This window comes from Deltaproteobacteria bacterium (assembly GCA_016874735.1).
Classification (GTDB): Bacteria; Bdellovibrionota_B; Oligoflexia; order Oligoflexales; family CAIYRB01; genus CAIYRB01.
In genome coordinates this window covers 1-20,500 of sequence record VGTI01000056.1, presented here as the reverse complement: position 1 = coordinate 20,500, position 20,500 = coordinate 1, and the positions used below count along the sequence as shown (strand labels likewise).

Here is a 20,500-nt window from a genome sequence, read left to right as displayed (position 1 = left end):
GCGCAGGTGACGTAGGCATTACCGGGACCGTAAATCTTATCGACCTTTGGTACGGAGGCCGTGCCGTAGGCCAGGGCAGCAACAGCCTGAGCTCCACCCACTTTGAAGATAGACGAGACACCTGCTAGGCGCGCCGCTGCGAGAATCCCAGGATGTGGGATCCCGCTCGGCCCAACGGGAGTCACAACGATGCGCTCGCTGCATCCTGCGATCTCGGCCGGTATAGCAAGCATGAGCAGGGTCGAAGGTAGTGGTGCTGTTCCAGCCGGGACATAAAGCCCCACACGTGCGATGGGGCGCCACAGGCGCTGACAAACGATCCCAGGAGACACTTCGACGCTCAGCGGCTGCGGCTTCTCCGCGGCGTGGAATCTGCGTATTTGATCGGCAGCACGTTTCAGCGCTGCCCACGCGGCTGCCGAAACTTTAGCAAGGGCACTCTCCCACTCGTCCTCGGTGACGACGAGGCTATCTCCGCCGTAGCCATCAAGTTCACGCGTGTATCGCCGTAATGCGCTATCACCCTGCGACCGCACGTCACGCACAATCGCTGCCGTCCGCCGCTCGATGTCCTCGCTCTGACTGACGGCGGGACGTTCGAGAAGGGCCGCACGTTCCGTGACATTCAATGCGGCCCAGCGGGCAATCCTACCGATTATAGTTTCATCTATTTTTATATTAGTCATAAATAAGTTCCAATTTTCACTCGATGATCTTCTCGATTGGTACGACCAAGATGGAACTAGCGCCCGCCATCTTGAGCGCCTCCATGGTTTCCCAAAAGATCGGCTCAGGTGCGACTGCGTGGATAGCAACCATCTGTTTATTACCGTGCAAAGGTACCACGGTTGGTTCCTCTAGCCCGGGGATCACACGACGAATCGAGTCGACCGCGTTGGCCGGAGCGTTCATCATGATGTACTTGGCCTGTTCTGCCCTGAGGACACCAGAAATGCGCGCCGTCAGTCGGTCGATCGCTGCCGTCAGGTCCGCAGCGATTGGTTTAGCAGTCCTGACTAATACGGCTTCACTAGCATAGACCACCGCGATCTCGCGTAATTGATTTGCAGCGAGTGTTCCTCCTGAGGACACCAGATCACAGATCGCCTCGGCGACACCCATGGCGGGTGCCACTTCTACCGATCCGCTGATCTCGACGACGGTGACCTCGGTACCCTGGTCTGCAAGAAAAGCCCTAAGACTATCCGGATACGAGGTGGCGATTCTTTTACCGCGCAAATCGCTTAAATGTTGAATCCCAGAATTTGCTGGGGCTGCGATACTTAGGCGGCAACGACCAAATTCTAGAGGGCGCAGCGTGACCACCTTACCGCGGAGCCCGCGAGCGTCGAGACGCTCGGCAATCATGTTGCTACCGACAATGCCAAGGTCGCAAACGCCCTCAGCCACATACTGAGGAATGTCGTCGTCACGCACCAGCATGATATCAAGAGGAAAGGCCGTCGCGCGGCAATAAAGTTGGCCACCACGCAGATCTACCCCAATTCCCGCTCGGTTCAGAAGGTCCCGACTGCGCTCGCTAAGGCGCCCCGATTTTTGCATCGCTAAACGAATACGCTGACTCATAGATCCTGCTCCTTCGTAATGCTGCTAGTAGCCACAAGGCTTTTACCTGCCTTGCCTAAAGCCGCTCTATAACCACCCTCACCATAGGACAGAGCACGCGCCACGCGCGTCACCGTAGCCGTGCTAACCCCGGTCTTTTCGTAAATGCGACGATAGGGAACACCGTCCTCAATCAGCCGCGCCACCTGCCAACGATCAGCCAGGGCCGTGAGTTCACCGGGCGTGCATAGATCAGTCAAAAAGCGGCGGCATTCGTCCACCGACTCTAATGCAATGATGGCCTGACACAGCTCACGGAGTTGATGGGCCTGAGTTTTGCTGAGTTGACGCATAGTTATCTACTCTTGTGCCAATGTATTAGCATGCTATCACAATGATACGGTGATGTAACATACCAGCAAATCAGCAGGCAAGAAAAACTGTGAATAAATACCGATACCCCTTCCAACCGGGATTCATCGGACGTTATCATTTAGATAAGACCCTCGATCGCCAAAGGAGTTGCACGTGGCCAAGAAAAAGCAAGCGAAAGCGAAATCTAAAGCGAAGCCTGTAGCAAAAAAAACCGCGAAAAAAGCCGGCAAAAAGGCCAGCAAGAAAGCAACCAACAAGCCAGCTAAGAAGACAACCAAGAAAACAACTAAGAAGGTCGCAGTAGCTAAAAAGGCGACCAAGCCGAAGGCAAAACCGACGGCTAAAAAAGTGGCGCCCAAAAAGGCCGCAGCAAAACCGGCGAAAAAACCGGCGAAAAAACCGGTAAATAAATCCGCTAAACCAGCGGCAGCAACCACGACAGCTGCCCCCAAGCCCGCCACAGCCGCAGTGCACAGTGGGGTGCCACAAGTTGGCGACACCGCTCCTAATTTTTGCCTTCCTACGGACGACGGACGGGTTTTAAGTCTCGGTGACTTCCAAGGGAAAAAGAACGTACTCCTGTACTTCTACCCGAAGGATGACACCCCGGGTTGCACCAAAGAGGCCTGCACCTTCCAAGAGCATCTACCCCACTTCACCTCTGCCGACACGGTCATCATCGGCGTGAGTCCGGATGATATTCACTCGCACAGTAAATTCCGCCAGAAGTACAACCTTACCTTTGCTCTCGGCGCTGATACAGACAACCGCGTCGCCACCGACTACGGGGTTTGGGGCGAAAAAAGCATGTACGGCCGTGCTTTTATGGGAATCACCCGGGCAACCTTCCTGATCAATAAACACGGTAAGATTGCTGCCGTGTGGCCGAAAGTCAAAGTCGATGGGCATAGCGAAGAGGTCCAAGCAGCTATCGCAGCGCTTGGACATTGAGGCAATCACAGAACCCTTTATGGCATCTAAGGCGGCTCATTGGCCGCCTTTTTTAGCCTTCACCACACACCCAAAACCAGCGCAACCACGCCCATCCCTTGGGTAAACTAAAGTTTTTTACACATTATACCGATAAGCGGAGCATCTGGGGAAACGGAGTCTGCATGGATGCAAAAAAGACGCTGATTTTGTCGCTATATTTGGGATTTACCAGCCCACTCTGGAGCCTTTCTGCCTGCAAGTCGGCCGGATCGTCACGAATCCGCGAAGCCGCAGAACACAAGACCCGATATTGCAGTCTCAAAGCGAGCCGCACGGCCAAAACATCGTATATCGAGGAGAACGGCCAAGCATGCAAAGTTGCCAAGCTTTGCCAAAGCGGCAAGAGCGATCCCGACGGTGATGGCTGGGGTTGGGAAGACGAGGAAAGCTGCCGCGTGAAAACCGCTGGGCCCACCGACGGAAGCCCCGATCAGGATGAATCCTCCCGCCCTTTAGCATTTGACACTACCTATTACCCTTACGGGATGGAAAGTTACTTCAAGACCACATGCGGCGACGCCCAGGATCATGGCGGGATGTATTTTGCAGTGACCGAAAACTCACCGCTGTGGCCACACACCTGCGAGCTCGATAGCTGGGCGGCCTGCGAGGACGAGGACTGCCTCAGCAAGTGGGAACGCCTGCCAACTGACGTTAAAAAGGAAATCAGTGGCAAAAAGCTCGTTCGCGAACCCCGCTGCGACGTCCCCTGTGGTCAGCGCCATAGGATCACCAATGCTGATAAATCGATTGTGACCACGGCTGTGATATACGACGCATGTCCGTCCCAGCACTGGAATAACCGCTTTAAAGAAGTTACAGAGGGCAAAAATCCCTGCGCCGCTGGCATCATGCACCTCGACCTCAGAAAACCACTTTACCACCACCTAAACGGTGGCAAGATTAGCGACAACATCAAAGTTTGGGTTGATCCGTTACCTCTCGATTAACGCATTAAGTCGACCTGGCAATCGTGACTACAATCGATTTTGATGTTGGCGTGTGGCTTTTGTCGGCATAACTTTCCAGCGGCACTAAGGGGTTAGTTTCGGGAAAATAAGCCGCCAAGCATTGGCGCGGAATATCATAAAGCACAACCTTGAAGCCGCTCACTTGTCTCGTCGCACCATGATGATGGCTCGTCAGATCGACGGCATCGCCGCGTTTAAGCCCTAAATCCGAAGCATCGTCAGGATTTATGAACACCACGCGACGTCCAGCCGCAATGCCGCGGTATCTGTCGTCGAGGCCATATATAGTCGTGTTGTACTGATCATGGCTTCTAATCGTCATCAAAACAAACTGGCCTGGACCATTGAGCGACGGAGCTATCTCATGTGTCGTAAACCTGGCCTTACCCGTGTCCGTAGCAAAGACGCGGGCATCACGCGCTTGATGCGGTAGGACAAATCCATAGGGATCCCGCACACGACGATTGAATTGGTCAAAGCCGCCAATCACTCGTTCGATCCGGTCACGGATGAGATCGTAGTTATGGCTAAACGCGCTCCAGGGTGTTGCAGCTTTAGTGGCTTCGGCTGACTTTTGGGCTAGAGTCCGCTCCGCGAGCTCACATACAATAGCCACCTCACTCTTGCATGAAGCCGATGCGGGGCGGAGGTTTCCGCGCGAGGCGCGCACCACACCCATAGAATCCTCTACCGTCACAAATTGTTCCATGCCACCGGCGCGAATAACTTCAGTGCGTCCGATGGCTGGTAGGATCAATGCCTCCGCGCCGGTGACGCAGTGGGAGCGATTGAGTTTAGTCGACACATGCACCGTTAGCCGCGTGCGCCGCAGGGCTTCTGCTGTCTGATCGGTGTCCGGGGCTGCCGCGAGGAAATTACCACCCATGGCAAAGAACACGTCGACCTCACCACGCATCGTAGCACCTATAGCAGACACCACATGAAACCCGTGGCGCTGCGGCGGCTCAAACTGAAACTCTCGACCTAAGTTTTGCAGAAACTCAGCCGGGGGGGCTTCCCAGATCCCCATGGTCCGGTCGCCCTGCACATTACTATGCCCACGCACTGGACACGCCCCAGCACCAGGTCTCCCGATGTGACCACCGAGCAATAAGAGATTCACAATTTCCTGAATCGTTGCCACTGCATTTTTGTGCTGCGTGAGGCCCATCGCCCAACAACAGATCAGATTCTTGGCCTCGGCAATAATGGTGGCAAGACGCTTCATTTCAGTACGAGAGATACCTGAAGACGCTTCGATGGTGGACCAGGATTCTGCACGAATATCCGCTGCGAAGGCTTCAAATCCCGACGTAAAGCTATCAATAAATGAGCGATCAATCGTCCCCGGTTTAGCATCGTCGAGGCTTAGGATCTCCTTCATGATGCCCTTGAGCAGTGCCAGATCGCCGTTGATTTTGACCTGTATATAATCGGTGGCAAGAGGCGTACCCGAGCCCATCCATCCACTGAACTCCTGGGGATGCTTGAACCGCTCAAGTCCCACCTCACGCAGCGGGTTGACAGCAATGATCCTGCACCCGCGCCTTGCTGCCTCCTGCAAGGTAGTGAGCATGCGCGGATGATTGGTGCCAGGGTTTTGCCCAATAACGATGATACAGTCGGCCAGGGCAAAGTCGGATAAATGGACGCTACCCTTGCCTGATCCGATGGTCTCCTTAAGAGCTACACCGCTTGATTCGTGGCAGAGGTTAGAGCAGTCCGGCAGATTATTGGTGCCGTATTGCCGGACAAAGAGCTGATAGAGAAATGCCGCCTCGTTACTCGTGCGACCTGATGTGTAAAAAACCGCTCGGTCCGGCGCCGTGGCGTTGAGCTCCCGCGCGATCATGGCAAAGGCATCGTCCCAACTAATCGGCTCGTAATGGGTGCCCCCCTGGCGCAGGACCATTGGCTCTGCAATACGTCCCTGCTTGCCCAGCCAATACTCGTGACGATTGCCTAATTCGCTCACGCTGTAACGCCGAAAAAAATCCCTATCAACGCGCTTTAGCGTTGCTTCTTCGGCTACGGCTTTGGCACCGTTTTCGCAGAATTCCGCCACGGATCTGTGGTCTAAAGGGTCGGGCCAGGCGCATCCAGGGCAGTCAAAGCCGCGCGTCTGATTTACTGCGGTGAGGGTTTTCCATGTATTGCTGAGACCCATCTCTTTCAGGCTGATGGCCGTCGCGGATAATACCGCTGCAGGCCCGCCTGCGACCTCAGGTCTCTCAGTTATGGTCAGACGCGATTCGTCGATCGGCTCTTCGCGGGTGACTGGTAAAGATGCATCATGGGGGGAACTGTTATTAGATGTCATCGATGCGCTCCTCTCCAGCGTAAATATTAAATCTACCATTTCGTACAAAGCCAATCAGTGTCATGCCAAAGCGACTAGCAAGCTCCACCGATAGACTCGACGGCGCCCCGACGGCTACCATCGCTGGAATTTTAGCAACTAAGGCCTTTTGCACTAGCTCAAAACCTGCCCGCCCACTGACAACAAGGACGCTGCGCGCAGTGAGCTCGCGCAAGTTCTCGCTAGCCAAAAAAGCCGCGCCAATAACTTTGTCGACGGCATTGTGGCGGCCAACATCCTCGAAACCAAAGATAACAGAGCCCGAAGGGCTCACGAGCAGCGCGCCGTGATTGGCCCCGGTGGCTGCAAAGACGGGCTGATGTGCGCGCATCAGCTCAGGCAGCCGCAAAATAGAGGCATGCGACATGCGCCAATCATCCGGCCGCAGCGCTTCGACCCCCTGCGCCATGACGGCGTCTAGGGAAGCCTTGCCACAGATGCCACAACTTGATGTCGTGTAGAAATTTCTCTCGATGCGACTCAAGTCCGGAAGTACACCCGGGCGCAGCTTGACCCGAACGATATTCTGGCCACCATGGGGCACCTGCTCAGGTCCACATCCCGTGACATCACACACCTGAGACCGATGCGTGAGAATACCCTCTGTCACCAAAAAGCCTAAGGCCAGCTCCCGGTCGTGTCCCGGAGTCCGCATGGTCACGGCGATACTGCGCCGCTCACCCGCGCGAGATCCCCCGTCGCACTCTAGTCGGATCTCGAGCGGCTCCTCAATGACCAGCAAGTCCTCCTCGCGTACCGCGCCTTTCCTGCCAAGGTGGCCCTTTAAAACTGGTCTACTTAATTGTTGGCGCGAAGACTCAACCATCGAGTATTCCTGACTTAATTGACAAAGATTAAAAACACCCAAAAACCAGAGTCTTAAGGTCCAAGATACTTAGGTATTTTCACCCGTCACCAACAATTAAGTAGACCAGCTTAAATGCCGACACCTAGACAGAGGTAACGGAGTCAGGACACCACTTCCAGGACCGCTTTTGAGCAAGACTTACGCCACTTTAAATTTCGTCCGCAAGGCCTATCACATCCTCACGACGGGGAATGCTGGGGTCACTGAAGAGCTGCGTGCCGAGATGCAAGGTTGGTTTTTACGCTACCAGGCCGAACTCCGGCGAGCTACTGCCGTTACGACGTCGGCCATCACGCTGTTTGGTGGGTGTGCGATGGCAGCGCTGGCTCCACCGGAGATTAAGGCCCTGTGCGTCTCGGTCTTCTTTCTGCAATCATTCAACCACTTTGCTTATTTATTTCTTCTTCGTGCCCGCATTGTTCGTGAGGATATGTGGTTTATCGCGGTCTACACGGTAGCCACGCAACTTGTGAACGTGTTTGGCTTCGGATCCATCACGGCTATCACGGTAGCCAATCGGAATTTGGATCCGGCTTACCACGTGATTGGCATGGCTCTTTACTCTGCGTTCACCATGTTGATTTGCGATGCCAACAAATTCATTTTCGGCGTTGGTCTTATTGGCGCGCTATTTCATGTGACGGGTGCTGCGTATATCTGGGATGTAGCGGGGTACAACCACAAATTGGCATGGTGCCTCGTCATTGCCGGCGTCGATGCCTACATTTATGCCTACAACCTTAAACGTCTCGGCAACCTCTGGGCTCAGGCAAGAGCAAGCTTTGAAGCGCATCGCCTGGAGCTACAGAACGAAAAGCTGCGCCTTGCCGCTGTCGAATCCGAGCTCGAGTTGGCGCGCGAGCTGCAAGAGTCGTTCGACCCTCCCCCTGAGGCACTGCATATAGGCACCATGGCGATCGACTTCTACCATGTGCCCTACGGTATCTTGGGTGGAGATTGGTATGCCGTGCGCAAGTTAACAACCGGTTCCATAGCTGTGGCCGTCGCCGATGTCACGGGCAAGGGTGTTCCAGCAGCAATGGTGGTGCAAGCCATTCAGTCACTTTGGGTGCACGCCCTGGGCGAACCCGAATTTGATGCCGAACGATGGCTACGCGACGTCAATCGGACCCTTTTAAGTATGGGACGCAACCAGCGTCACACAACGACACTGGGCCTCATGATTCTTTCGAAGGGTGCCGTGACGTATTTCAGCGCGGGGCATGTCCCCCTGTTTCTCATCCGTGACCCGACCGATGTGCAATCGGTGGAACCAATTCTCGGTCGGGGGGACTTGCTAGGCATCAGCGAGACCGTCAGTTTCCAACCGGCAACGGTGGCCCTGCCGCTCTCGGGCGACTTTGCCGTCATGCTGGGGACGGACGGGGTCTTCGACTGGGCGATCCGTCGTGGGCGGCGGCATGTGCTCAAGCTTCTTCAGGAATTACGGGAAAGGGGCAAAGACGCCTTGACCGACCTCGCGGCTGCTGATGATAAGATTCTGGTGCATGTCCGCAAGGTTGGTTGAATTTCACCGAAGTCAGCAGTTTTGCTAGACATTGAGTGCCTGGGGAGTAATATCGTCGCCACCGCGCACGAGGAGGCTACGATGCAAACCGGTCGGCCCACTGGCCTAGGAATCCTTAGCAGTCCCATTGAACTAGCATTGACCTACGACGACGTTTTGCTTGTTCCTGGTCATTCGCGAGTATTACCACACGAGACTAACCTCGAGACGCAGTTTACGAGGCGCATTCGCCTAAAGACGCCGCTAGTATCGGCTGCCATGGATACCGTTACCGAAGCGGCATCGGCGATCGTCATGGCCCAGGCGGGAGGCATTGGGATTATACATAAAAACTTGTCTGTGGCAGAGCAGGCGCAAGAGGTCAAGACGGTCAAGAAGTCCGAGGCCGGTATGGTGCTTGATCCCATCACCGTGGGTCCCGACGAGACGGTCGGCGACATCGTAGCACTGATGCGCCATCACAATATCAGCGGGTTCCCCGTGGTTGAGGGTGGCGCGCTGGTCGGTATCGTGACGGGGCGCGACATTCGTTTTGAGAAGAATCCAGCGCGTAAAGTCCGTGAAGTGATGACCGCTGACGTCATTAGTACGCGCAAGGGGGTCAGCCCTGAAGAGGCCATCGAGACCCTGCACAAACACCGCATCGAAAAGCTGCCGATATTAGACGAAACTGGCAAAAGCCTGGTTGGTCTCTACACCATCAAAGACATTGAGAAGTCGCGACGCTTCCCCAACGCCTCGAAGGATGACAAGGGCCGCCTCTTGGTGGGTGCAGCTATTGGCGCTGGCGGTGACTACATGGAGCGGGCCGAGGCTTTGCTTGAGGCTGGCTGTGATGTGATCTGCGTCGATACGGCGCACGGCCACAGCCAAGGTGTTTTAGACGCCGTCGCTAGGGTTAAAAAGGAGTTCCGTGGCCGCTTTGATTTTGAGGTGGTAGGCGGCAACGTCGCCACGGGTGAGGCTACCAAGGCCTTGATCGCCGCTGGCGCCGATGCTGTTAAGGTCGGTGTCGGACCTGGGTCGATTTGCACCACAAGAATCGTCACTGGCATCGGTGTACCGCAGCTCTCTGCCGTGCTGGAGTGTGCTGCGGCAGCGCGCGGCACTGGCGTACCGGTCATTGCTGATGGCGGTGTGAAATTTAGTGGTGACGTCGTGAAAGCTCTGGCAGGCGGCGCTGATACGGTGATGATTGGCAGCATGTTCGCTGGCACGGATGAATCGCCGGGCGAGATGGTGATTTACCAGGGCAAGAGCTACAAGATGTATCGCGGTATGGGTAGCCTAGGAGCAATGGCCAAGGGCAGTAAAGACCGCTACTTCCAGGGCGAAGTCGAGGACTCCGGCAAGTTAGTACCGGAGGGCATTGAGGGTCGCGTCGCCTACAAGGGCCCGCTTGCCAATACCTTACATCAGGTCATCGGCGGCATACGTTCCGCCATGGGTTATATCGGAGCGGCAAATATGAAAGAGCTGCAGGAGAAGGCGCGCTTTCGCCAGATCACTTCAGCTGGGCTTAAAGAAAGTCACGTGCACGACGTTTACATCACGCGGGAAGCACCCAACTATAAGCTCGACTGATCCGACGGATCTCCGACTGATCCGACTCTTCTGAGATGGCTGGGACTTTCCAACGGCAACGATGCTACTGCAATTAAGGAGCTGCAACCGATCATGAACCACCACGTAACACGCCCCGTTCATGCTGGAGTCGTGGTACTCGACTATGGCTCGCAGTACACGCTTCTCATTGCCAGACGCCTGAGGGAGCTTGGCATTTACGCTGAAGTGATCGACGGTCGCAGCAGTGAGCCACCGGCTGATTTTTCGGTACACGCCATCATTCTCTCAGGCGGTCCCGATTCAGTGTATGAGGTCGGCTCAAGGCGTTTGCCCTCGTGGGTACTGGCTGCGGGTAAACCAGTCCTTGGTATCTGCTACGGTATGCAGCTCCTGGTCGAGGCCTTTGGTGGTCAACTGCGCAGTGGTGAAGGCCGCGAATATGGCCGCGGGCTCCTAAATCTTGAGTCACTTGTACCTGGACCTGGTGGCGCGATGTTTGACGACACGCCATCAACGCAGACCGTGTGGATGAGCCACGGCGACGATGTCGCCGTGATGCCTGACGAATTGGTGGTAGCTGGACGCAGCGACGGTGGCGTGGTGGCTGCGGTGGTGCACCGCGATGCTCCCATTATTGGTCTGCAGTTTCACCCCGAGGTTCATCACAGCGAATGCGGTGCCGATCTACTAAATAACTTTGTACGCAAGGTGGCGCACGCCGATCTCAACTGGGACAGCGGCAGCATGCTGGCGGCCACACTCAGCTACATCAACGAGTCGGTGAAGGATGGTCATGTGCTGGTCGCATGTTCCGGGGGTGTAGACTCAACCGTCGCAGCAGCCCTACTGGCAAAGGCACTCGGGCCGGAGCGGGTCACGGCAGTCTTTTGCGATCATGGGCTCTTGCGTAAGGACGAAGTCACCTGGGTGGCAGAGGCCCTCAAACAGCTTGGACTCAGTCATGTAGAGGTTCTAAACTCACGCAATTTATTCCTGAATGCACTCGCTGGAGTGACCGATCCCGAGACTAAACGAAAACTTATTGGACGCCTCTTTATCGAGGAATTCGAGCGCTATGCTACCGGTCACAAGGCGGAGTTTAGTCACCTGGGACAAGGCACGCTTTACCCCGATGTCATCGAGTCAGCGGGCCACGGTGCTGGCGCCAAAGTGATCAAAAGTCACCACAACGTCGGCGGATTGCCCGAGCGACTTAAGCTCAAGCTCTGCGAGCCGCTGCGCTATCTGTTCAAGGACGAAGTCCGTCAGTTGGGGATGCAGCTTGGGCTGCCTGCGGATATGGTGGACAGGCACCCCTTCCCGGGTCCTGGACTCGCCGTCAGGATTTTGGGCGAGGTCACTGAGGAACGGCTTCATATTTTGCGCGAGGCGGATGCCATTTTCATTCAGGCGCTTCGTGACCATGGGTTTTATGACAAGGTCTGGCAAGCGTTTGCGGTCCTCTTGCCAGTGAAATCTGTGGGCGTTATGGGAGACAACCGCACCTACCAAATGACGGTAGCGTTGCGCGCTGTGACCAGTAGCGATGCCATGACGGCAGGTGTGGGCGAGTTGCCTCTGAGCTTCCTCACCCATGTGGCCGCGGCCATAGTCAAAAAGGTTGATGGCGTTAACCGTGTGGTTTACGACATCACCACGAAGCCCCCAGCAACGATTGAGTGGGAATAATGCCCTTCACCATTGAGATGCCCGAGTAACTATGGACACCGTGCAACCATTGATAGCCAGCGACTCCACCCCGACTGGGCAGGACTTGGTGCATCTGCATGTTCATACGGAGTACTCGCTTCTTGATGGGGCCATCCGTATTGGGGACCTCCTAAAGCGGGTGCAAGCACTCGGGCATACGGCCGTGGCCATCACCGATCACGGTGCCCTCTACGGTGCGATCGAGCTGTATCTGAAAGCCAAAGATAAGGGCATCAAGGCCATTATCGGTAGCGAGATTTTTCACCAAGGGACTCAGGCGTCGCAAGAGTTGGCTACGACTCTCGGTAAATCACCGCTACCCACGTTTCATTTAGTACTCCTGGCGACCTCGCTTGATGGCTACAAGAATTTGATCAAGGCCGTCAGTGACGGTTACCTGCAGGGTTTAGGTGATGTTCCCGTTGTCCCTGAAGCCGCACTGGATCAGTGCGGCGCTGGACTCATCGCTCTTTCCAGTTGTCTGCGCGGTGAGTTTGCTTTTCTCACGGCGGAGCTGCGGCACCTGGCCGGCAGTGAGGCGCTGCCGCTCGACCCGCTTGCCGATACACCGGCAGCTGCTGTCATGGAGGCCCTCAAGGTTCATGTCGACACCATGCAGAGGCGGTTTGGCGCGGGTAACTACTATGTCGAGCTGATCGACAACAATATCCCTGAGCAAAAGCGCCTACTACCTGATCTTGTGACGGTGGCGCGGCACTTCGGATTGCCACTGGTCGCCAGCGCTGATGCACACTATGCGCAAAAAGAGATGGCCGAGAGCCATGCTGTATTGATGGGGATTAAGCATAGCCTCACCATGTCGAAGATCCGCGGAAGGCGCAAAGGCACGCAGTTTCATCTCTTCGACAACGACGAGATGCAGCAAAAGTACGGCGCTTGGCCTGAGGCACTTGCCAATACTAAAAAGATCGCCGATGCCTGCAACGTTAAGTTTGAGTTCGGTAAATACTACCTCCCCAAGTTTGACACGGGCAGACCAGAGACGCCTGAAGAGGCCATGTGCCGCTTTGCGCGCAGTATGCTTGAAGACCGGTTCGTGGCGCTGCGCAAGCTCTACGGGTCGTCATTTGATGCGGCGCGCGAGGATTTCTATAAAAAGCGCCTCGAATACGAGCTCGAAGTAATCTGCAACATGGGTTTTGCCTCGTACTTCCTGATCGTTCAGGACTTTATCAACTGGTCCAAGCGTCAGGGCATTCCAGTCGGCCCTGGACGGGGATCCGGGGCAGGCTCGCTCGTAGCTTATTCGCTGCGCATCACAGACCTCGATCCCATACCGTACAATTTGCTATTTGAGCGGTTTCTAAACCCAGACCGGGTGTCGATGCCTGACTTTGACGTCGACTTTTGCCAAGATCGCCGTGACGAAGTGATCCAGTATGTGACGGAAAAGTACGGCGCCGAGACGGTGGCCCAGATCACGACGTTCGGTAAGATGAATGCCAAGGCCGTGGTCCGTGACGTCGGCCGCGTGCTCGAGCTAGGCTATGGCCGTGTCGACAAGATCGCCAAGCTCATTCCCGAAGACCTCGGCATCACGCTCGAGGATGCACTAAAGAAGGAACCTCGCATCCTAGAGGAAGCGGCGCGCGATGATGCCGTGGCCGATTTGATTCGCCTCGCGCGTCAACTCGAGGGGCTGGCACGCCACACCTCGGTCCACGCCGCGGGTATCGTCATTTCTGATGGGCCGATGACTAACTTCGTCCCTGTTTACAAAGTGGCCGATAGCCCGGGTCTGATCACCCAGTTTGAAATGAAGATGGCCGAAAAGGTCGGGCTCGTTAAGTTCGACTTTCTTGGTCTAAAGACTTTGACAGTGATACAAAAAGCGATCGACATCATTCGTGTGGATCGCTGTCCAGATTTTGATATTGAGCTGATCCCGCTCGATGACAAGAAGGTCTATCAATTCGTCAGTGCGGGCCATACGGTGGGCATATTCCAGCTAGAATCTAGCGGGATGCGTAACCTTGTCGTCAAACTAAAGCCTAGTGTGTTTGAAGACATGATTGCCTTGGTGGCGCTCTTTAGACCTGGCCCATTGGGATCAGGCATGGTCGATGACTTCATCGAATGTAAGCATGGCCGCAAACCGATCATGTATCCACTGCCACAACTTGAACCGATACTGAAAGAGACCTACGGCGTCATCTTGTATCAAGAGCAGGTGATGAAAGTGGCCGGCGAACTAGCCAGCTACTCTCTAGGCGAAGCCGACTTGCTCCGTCGCGCGATGGGCAAGAAGATTGCCGCCGAGATGGAGAAGCAAAAAACACGGTTCGTCACCGGTGCCATTGCGAATAAACATGACGAGACTAAAGCGGCCGAGATTTTTGATCTCATGGCCGAGTTCGCCAACTACGGCTTTAACAAAAGTCACTCGGCTGCTTACGGGCTGATCGCCTATCAAACGGCCTATATAAAGACGCATTATCCAGCCGAATTTATGGCTGCGATCATGACCTGCGACCTTGATAACACGGCTAAAATCGTTCGTTATGTCGACGAGTGTCGCCGCATGCGGATCAAGATCTTGCCGCCAGATGTGAATCGTTCCAGCCTCACCTTCGACGTGCCGTCAGCAATGACTATCGGTTTTGGTCTAGCAGCGCTCAAAGGTGTGGGAGCGCAGGCCTTAGAGCCCCTGATCACCGAGCGGCAACGCGGTGGCACTTACTCGTCGCTTAGTGACTTGGCGCGGCGCGTCCAACTCACTAAGGTAGGCAAGAAGACGCTGGAACTTCTGGCCCAAGCCGGTGCCCTTGACTGTTTTGGCATCTCACGGCCCAAGCTTTGTGAGGTCATCCCCGAGGTCGTAAAGTTCAGCGAAGCCCATCACGAAGCCAACCGCGTCGGTCAGCGGGGGCTATTCGATATCGACACTCCTGAGACCAAGGCCGCTCAAGATCTGAACTGGCAGCTCACGGCCATTGATCAGCGCATCGGTGCACCGAATCCTATTTGGCTCAAAAAAGAAAAGGACCTCCTGGGCGTCTACCTCAGCGGTCATCCGCTACGCTTTCACCGCGAGGACAAAAAGGCATTCGGCCGCGTTACGACAAGCGACCTCGCCAAGGCCATCGGCAAGAAGATCGCCATGGTTGCCACCATGGCAGCCATGAACGAGCGACTCACCAAGACTGGGAAACGTATGGCCAGCGTTCGCCTTGAGGACGAGGACGGCGCCGTCGAGGCCGTGATGTTTGGCGAATTGCCTCCTGAATTCCCCGAGTCCGGAGCCGTCGTCGTGGCCATCGGCCAAGTGAATGCCGGCTTTGACGGAGGAGAACCTCGGTTTCGCCTTGAGAAGCTGATCGACATCGAGGAAATGCGCGGCGAATACGTCAAGTCAGCCACGCTCAAGCTATCACCCGAAGGCGGCTTAGAGGCCAAGGCAGCAAGCTATCAACCTGCACTCACTAAGCTGAAGCAGCACTTTGCCAACCATCCTGGTGATACGCCGCTCACCCTCATCGTCCGCTACGAACACACTGAAATTGTGGTCAGCATTAAAGACATTGCGGTGGACCTGAGCGATAAGTTTCTTCACGGTCTGACCGAATTACCATTTGCCCATACAGATATTAGTTTTCAAATGTTTCAAGCAGGATCCACACAGGACCAGCAGCAAGCTAAAAACTAGAGGTATTTGACTCATGCTTACTCCCAGCCGTACGTTATCACAGTCATGCGCAACGGTAGCTCTCATCGCCACACTAAGCATTAGCTGCCGCGGAACGAGTGACACATCCGCAGTGCGCGATGCTGGTTCTGCTACAGCCGTCTCTCGCGACGGCAGCGTCACTATCGGTGGGCACGAGGCAGGCAAATTTAGACATGCTCTCATTGACGCCGGCGTTAAAACGCAACTTGGTGATATGGGGCTTCAAGGACTAGCGGCAAATTCCGTCACGTGTCACAACGATCATACGACAGCGAGCCCAGAGGAATGCGTCGTCAAAACTGCTAGCGAAGACCTGCCTGTCGTTGGAGCACCTGCCCAAGTGCTCTTTAGCACACTCAAGGCACACAAGCCGAGCCAATCTCACACTGTCACCGCCAACTCCGTCAGCTGCAACTGGCTCGTAAGTGGTGGTGATGGCAGTACGCACTGTACGTTTAATTTTGCCGATTAATTGGGGCGCCCGATGAGCCGGACTTACTACTTTCAGGAACGAGTCCACTTTCCCGACATCGATGCCGGCGGCGCTATGTATCACGGCCGCTACCTCGACTACTTTGACAAAGCCAGGCAGTCCATGCTCCGAGCGCACGGCGTTGATCATAATGATCTGATCAAGGCGGGCTATGCCCTCGTAGTCGTTGAGGCGCATCTACGCTACTTTAAGCCGGTGCGTCTGGGCGACACGCTACACATCTACTCGCGACTGGTCCGTAAATCCGACAAGGTGGCTATCGTCGAGCAGTTGCTCACCACCGAACCAGTGGCTGACACCGAGCTGGAGATGCCGTTTTCGGACGTAGCCAGTCGTGTCCACACGGCTCGCGTCCATTTAGTCGGAGTCGATCTCGAGCTCAAGAAGGCGCGCAAGTTTCCGGGAGAGCTAGCGACGGCTTTTGAGGCGATGGTTGTGGACGCTGGGATTAATTAACTTCCTCAGCCTCAAGAGTCCAAGCCTGCTGCCAACCGGTAAAGCAATCGACACCACTGTATCCAGGGGTTGACGATACATAGACGGCTAATGTGTGGGATCCGGCAGCGACGGTATCGCAGTAACCAACAAAAGTACGGTTATGGTGAACATTAGCATAGCCATGCGAGTAGACATCTGCGGCCAAAGGTGCTTGCGAACATGAGGCTCCATCAATCCTCACCTCCCAGCGACAACTACCATCGGCTGAATAGGTCCTCATATTATCGGTGTAAGAGACTCTGAGAGACGTTCCCGATTTATATTTAGTCATCACTAGACTGCGTCCAGTCACATAGTTGTTGTCACCACCATCTGCTTGATTATATCCGTGGACACGCCAAATTTTACGAGCCATGTAGCCATTAATATCAAGAGCGATACCGGGTGACGTCGTATTAATCCCGACGTTACCATTGGCATCGATATTCAACCTATCCACCCCCTCAGTCGCGAGTGCAACTGCACCGTTTGATCCGGAGTCAGTCACCGTTACGGAGGTGTTACCTTGGATCACTTGGTTAGCACCCGCTGGGACGGAAACACCAGAACCACCCGAGTAACGACAGTAGAGAACCGCAACGTTTTTCGGTCGGACTTCGTCATTCGTGTTCCATTTAGTGCCCAACGCTGCGGCAGGAGCCTGCCAATAGCCGATAAACAAGTTACCGATATAGGAAGATGTCGACTTACCCATATCTACCGGACCGTGACTGTAGCTGTAATTTCCCTGACTGGTGTTGTACATGGAGAAACCCTTCCAGTCCTGATCCTGGATATTACCGGGTGCGCGCTGGCCGCTTAAATCAATCGCGGTTCCTGACTTGTCGATACCGCGGAGAAATCTACCGTAGGCCTCGGAGTATTCCGTCCATCCTGCAGGGCAGGAAGCTGAGGCAAAGGCCATAATGGCGCCTTCTGGCATATTTTGTCCGATTAGCACCCAGCTGGCACCGTTATACATCTCCATAAGATTTGAGGTGGCATTATAGATGGTAAGTCCTGCGGCTGGACTAGCGATGGCATTGCGCTGGGCGGTAGTTAACCTGGGTGGCAGGAAACCGCTAGTAGTTGAACTCACGTCAAGCACGGCGGAAGGGTTGGGTACTCCAATACCCACGTTGCCGCTCGAAGTTACTCTGACGCGTTCATTCCAAGCACCTGAGTTGTTCGAAGTCCAGGTACCAATTCTAAGGTCACGAGTTGCTGGGTAGATAAAAGCAGGATTCGGATCACTCGGCCTACCAGACCATAGCGTCAAGAAGTTGGCCTTAGTCGAATCTGTAACCTCCAGGACAGAAGAGACATCAGCAGTTGTGTTCCGAATGCTCAAATTGAAATCTGGAGCCGTGGTGCCGATGCCAATATTGCCTGCCGCATCCACAATCAACCCTTTACCAGCTGTGGGATCCAAGCCGACATAAGTCAACCAACCATAACTATTGGCCCCAGAATTGTTGGTGTGACCTACAGCCACTCCTTTACTTGAGCCATCACCGACAAACACATAGGGAAGACCCGTTGCCGACGAGTTGACGATATTTGTTTGACGCGTATAGCCGGCGACAGAGCCTACATTAACCTCGAGAAGCGCACTAGGTGCCGCCGTCCCAATCCCTACATAACCTGAAGTCGCGGCAACGGTGATACCCGCAGAGGTGTTGAATCCTCCTGCTGCCTGCAGCTTGAGCGCGCCAGCATCGTTACGCAGCGTCGCCGTGTTAGCGCCACCGTCGACGGTACGCCCTGATGAGTTGAGGAAGGCAATGAAACTACCCGGTCCGTTATTATTCAGGCGTAATGCAGCCAAGGCATCGGATCCGGCGTTAGGGTTCTGCACTGTAGCCGCCACTTCCCAGTTGGTGTCGGATGCTACATGGAGTCTAGTTGAGGGCGTCGCCACACCAACGCCCACATTGCCCGTCGTGCTCAAAGTTGTGAACTGACCCGCATTCGGCGTCGTTGCTCCAATCGCACCAGGAGCAGCCCAGTTAGTCGCTGGCAGCGTCGCACTGCTCCAAGTCGTACCGTTAGATGTGAGTACGTTGCCACTAGCGCCCGGAGCCACACTGAGCAAAGGACTAGCACCGTTACCTAGAAGCACGCCGTTAGCCGCCAGTGTTGCCGCACCGGTACCACCGTTGGCGACACTTAGCGTGCCGGACGTGATCAGTGAAGCACTGTGAGCAGGAAGATCGGCGGCAGCTAATGACGTGCCGGATGTCACCCGGCCCTGCGCATCAAAGGTAACTTTAGTAGCTGTACCTGCAGTCGTAATACTCGGTAACGTTGCCGTGACAGTACCAGAGGCAAATCCCGAGGTCGTGATATCTCCTGTCACGGCCGTCAAGTAATTACCAGCGGGTTGTTTAGCATTAAACACAGAGTAATCACTATTAGACAGTAGTCCGCCCGTGACCCCCGTAGCAGATGCCAGCGGGATATTTAGTGTGTGGACGTTACCGGTAGAAGACCACGACGGAGCAGTACCCGTACTACCTGGAAGTGCGAACGACTGAGTCGGTCCCGTTTGACCATTAAGGCTAGCCAGAGCTGCACCCACGGCACCAACGACTTGCACGGCCGTGCCGTCCCAGTACTTCATCTGATTGACGGTAGAGTTAAACCAGGTTTTACCTTTGTCTCCTGCGGCAAATCCAGTGGGGTCGGCGGTGTAAACACCAAGGCCTAAAGTCTTAGCTGCAGCAATCTGGATATTGCCGGTGTTGACGAGATCGTTTGCGCCCATGTTAAGAGCACCAGACATAGTGTCGCCGGCTTTATTCGCAGGTGTGTAACCAAGAGCGTTTGTGATATCTGCTGTTGGCAGTGTGCCGACGGTGACGGCACCACCGGCGGTCACTTGTTTGAGATACTGACCGGCGCCACCAGTGGTCGAGAGATTAGTACCCGTACCACCGTAAGCGAGGCCGACGGTGCCTGATGTGATCAGCCCAGCGCTGTGAGAAGGGAGGTCAGAGGCGCCTAGCGAGGTCCCCGATGTGACGCGGCCTTTGGCATCATAGGTGACTTTGGTAGCCGTGCCGGGAAGTGCTACAGATTGCAGGGTGGTTGCTACCGTACCGGAGCTAAAACCAGAAGATGTGATGTCTCCCGATAGGTTCGTCAGGTAACTACCAGCGGGTTGTTTAGCGGTAAAGACGGAGTAGTCGGTATTGGACAGAAGTCCGGCCGTGACACCCGTAGCAGATGCCAGCGGGATATTAATGGTATGGACGTTACCGGTAGAGGACCACGACGGTGCCGTACCCGTGCTGCCTGGAAGCGCAAATGACTGCGTCGCTCCCGTTTGCCCGTTAAGGCTAGCCAGAGCTGCGCCCACTGCACCGACGACTTGCACGGCCGTGCCGTCCCAGTACTTCATCTGATTAGCGGTGGAGTTAAACCAGGTTTTACCTTTGTCTCCTGTGGCAAGTCCAGTGGGGTCGGCGGTGTAAACACCCAGGCCCAAAGTCTTGGCTGCGGCAATCTGGATATTGCCGGCGTTGACGAGATCGTTTGCGCCCATGTTAAGGGCACCCGCCATTGTATCGCCAGCTTTATTCGCCGGTGTGTAACCAAGGGCATTGGTGATATCTGCTGTTGGCAGTGTGCCGACGGTGACGGGACCGCCTGCAGTGACTTGTTTGAGATACTGACCGGCGCCACCGGTGGTCGTGAGATTCGCACCCGTACCACCGTGAGCAAGGCTGACGGTGCCTGATGTGATCAGCCCAGCGCTGTGAGGAGGGAGGTCCGCGGCGTCTAAACTAGTCCCAGCGGTGACGCGGCCTTTGACATCGTAAGTGAGTTTGGTTGCCGTGCCGGGAAGTGCCACAGATTGCAGGGTGGTTGCGACCGTACCGGAGCTAAAACCAGACGATGTGA

The 20,500-nt window shown here is 55.2% G+C and carries 14 protein-coding genes; 8 read left to right on the top strand and 6 right to left on the bottom strand.

Going from position 1 to position 20,500, the window contains the following annotated elements; translation table 11 throughout:
- The 4 genes from hisD to FJ146_16260 form a co-directional block, all read right to left on the bottom strand.
- The coding region (hisD, locus tag FJ146_16275; GenBank protein ID MBM4253525.1) for a histidinol dehydrogenase at positions 1-686 on the bottom strand (686 nt) is incomplete at its 3' end.
- A 16-nt stretch (positions 687-702) separates the two neighbouring features.
- The gene (locus FJ146_16270) at positions 703-1,587 is read right to left on the bottom strand and encodes an ATP phosphoribosyltransferase (GenBank protein MBM4253524.1); all 885 of its coding nucleotides are present in this window, start codon (positions 1,585-1,587) and stop codon (positions 703-705) included.
- Complete coding sequence (locus FJ146_16265; protein ID MBM4253523.1) at positions 1,584-1,919, bottom strand: transposase; 336 nt, start codon at positions 1,917-1,919, stop codon at positions 1,584-1,586. The genes FJ146_16270 and FJ146_16265 overlap by 4 nt, the downstream gene beginning before the upstream one ends.
- Positions 1,920-2,042: 123 nt before the next feature.
- The gene (locus tag FJ146_16260) at positions 2,043-2,402 is read right to left on the bottom strand and encodes a hypothetical protein (GenBank protein ID MBM4253522.1); all 360 of its coding nucleotides are present in this window, start codon (positions 2,400-2,402) and stop codon (positions 2,043-2,045) included.
- Here FJ146_16260 and FJ146_16255 point away from each other — a divergent pair.
- Together FJ146_16255 and FJ146_16250 are read left to right on the top strand one after the other, a co-directional pair.
- The gene (locus FJ146_16255; GenBank protein MBM4253521.1) at positions 2,290-2,892 is read left to right on the top strand and encodes a thioredoxin-dependent thiol peroxidase; all 603 of its coding nucleotides are present in this window, start codon (positions 2,290-2,292) and stop codon (positions 2,890-2,892) included. The genes FJ146_16260 and FJ146_16255 overlap by 113 nt on opposite strands.
- Positions 2,893-3,056: 164 nt before the next feature.
- Positions 3,057-3,884 carry a hypothetical protein gene (locus tag FJ146_16250; GenBank protein MBM4253520.1) on the top strand — a complete coding sequence of 276 codons (828 nt, stop codon included), beginning with the start codon at positions 3,057-3,059 and terminating at the stop codon, positions 3,882-3,884.
- Positions 3,885-3,888: 4 nt separating this feature from the next.
- Here the strand turns inward: FJ146_16250 and FJ146_16245 are convergent, their stop codons facing one another.
- The gene (locus FJ146_16245) at positions 3,889-6,225 is read right to left on the bottom strand and encodes an FdhF/YdeP family oxidoreductase (GenBank protein ID MBM4253519.1); all 2,337 of its coding nucleotides are present in this window, start codon (positions 6,223-6,225) and stop codon (positions 3,889-3,891) included.
- Complete coding sequence (locus FJ146_16240; GenBank protein MBM4253518.1) at positions 6,215-7,090, bottom strand: sulfurtransferase FdhD; 876 nt, start codon at positions 7,088-7,090, stop codon at positions 6,215-6,217. Before FJ146_16240 ends, FJ146_16245 begins: the two co-directional genes overlap by 11 nt.
- Before the next feature lie 169 nt (positions 7,091-7,259).
- On the opposite strand from FJ146_16240, the gene FJ146_16235 reads away from it, so the two are divergent.
- From FJ146_16235 to FJ146_16210, 6 genes are all read left to right on the top strand, one after another.
- A complete protein-coding gene (locus FJ146_16235) occupies positions 7,260-8,660 on the top strand; it encodes a hypothetical protein (protein ID MBM4253517.1) in 1,401 nt (466 codons plus the stop codon).
- 81 nt (positions 8,661-8,741) lie between these two features.
- Positions 8,742-10,244 (top strand): IMP dehydrogenase, encoded by a 1,503-nt coding sequence (guaB, locus tag FJ146_16230; protein ID MBM4253516.1) that lies wholly within the window; start codon positions 8,742-8,744, stop codon positions 10,242-10,244.
- Between the two features lie 93 nt (positions 10,245-10,337).
- A complete protein-coding gene (guaA, locus tag FJ146_16225) occupies positions 10,338-11,915 on the top strand; it encodes a glutamine-hydrolyzing GMP synthase (protein MBM4253515.1) in 1,578 nt (525 codons plus the stop codon).
- A 31-nt stretch (positions 11,916-11,946) separates the two neighbouring features.
- On the top strand, positions 11,947-15,603 hold the full coding sequence (gene dnaE / locus FJ146_16220) for a DNA polymerase III subunit alpha (GenBank protein MBM4253514.1): 3,657 nt from the start codon (positions 11,947-11,949) through the stop codon (positions 15,601-15,603).
- Between the two features lie 13 nt (positions 15,604-15,616).
- Positions 15,617-16,096: a hypothetical protein gene (locus FJ146_16215; protein MBM4253513.1), complete on the top strand. Its 480-nt coding sequence runs from the start codon at positions 15,617-15,619 to the stop codon at positions 16,094-16,096.
- A gap of 12 nt (positions 16,097-16,108) precedes the next feature.
- Positions 16,109-16,573, top strand: a complete 465-nt coding sequence (locus tag FJ146_16210; GenBank protein MBM4253512.1) for an acyl-CoA thioesterase — start codon at positions 16,109-16,111, stop codon at positions 16,571-16,573.
- Positions 16,574-20,500 lie beyond the last annotated feature (3,927 nt).

Excerpts from the sequence above, each read along its gene's own strand:
- FJ146_16215 (MBM4253513.1), top strand. The coding sequence starts at position 15,617 with ATGCTTACTCCCAGCCGTACGTTATCACAGTCATGCGCAACGGTAGCT.
- FJ146_16240 (MBM4253518.1), bottom strand. The coding sequence starts at position 7,090 with ATGGTTGAGTCTTCGCGCCAACAATTAAGTAGACCAGTTTTAAAGGGC.
- guaA (MBM4253515.1), top strand. The coding sequence starts at position 10,338 with ATGAACCACCACGTAACACGCCCCGTTCATGCTGGAGTCGTGGTACTC.
- FJ146_16270 (MBM4253524.1), bottom strand. The coding sequence starts at position 1,587 with ATGAGTCAGCGTATTCGTTTAGCGATGCAAAAATCGGGGCGCCTTAGC.
- FJ146_16210 (MBM4253512.1), top strand. The coding sequence starts at position 16,109 with ATGAGCCGGACTTACTACTTTCAGGAACGAGTCCACTTTCCCGACATC.
- FJ146_16265 (MBM4253523.1), bottom strand. The coding sequence starts at position 1,919 with ATGCGTCAACTCAGCAAAACTCAGGCCCATCAACTCCGTGAGCTGTGT.
- guaB (MBM4253516.1), top strand. The coding sequence starts at position 8,742 with ATGCAAACCGGTCGGCCCACTGGCCTAGGAATCCTTAGCAGTCCCATT.
- dnaE (MBM4253514.1), top strand. The coding sequence starts at position 11,947 with ATGGACACCGTGCAACCATTGATAGCCAGCGACTCCACCCCGACTGGG.
- FJ146_16250 (MBM4253520.1), top strand. The coding sequence starts at position 3,057 with ATGGATGCAAAAAAGACGCTGATTTTGTCGCTATATTTGGGATTTACC.
- FJ146_16245 (MBM4253519.1), bottom strand. The coding sequence starts at position 6,225 with ATGACATCTAATAACAGTTCCCCCCATGATGCATCTTTACCAGTCACC.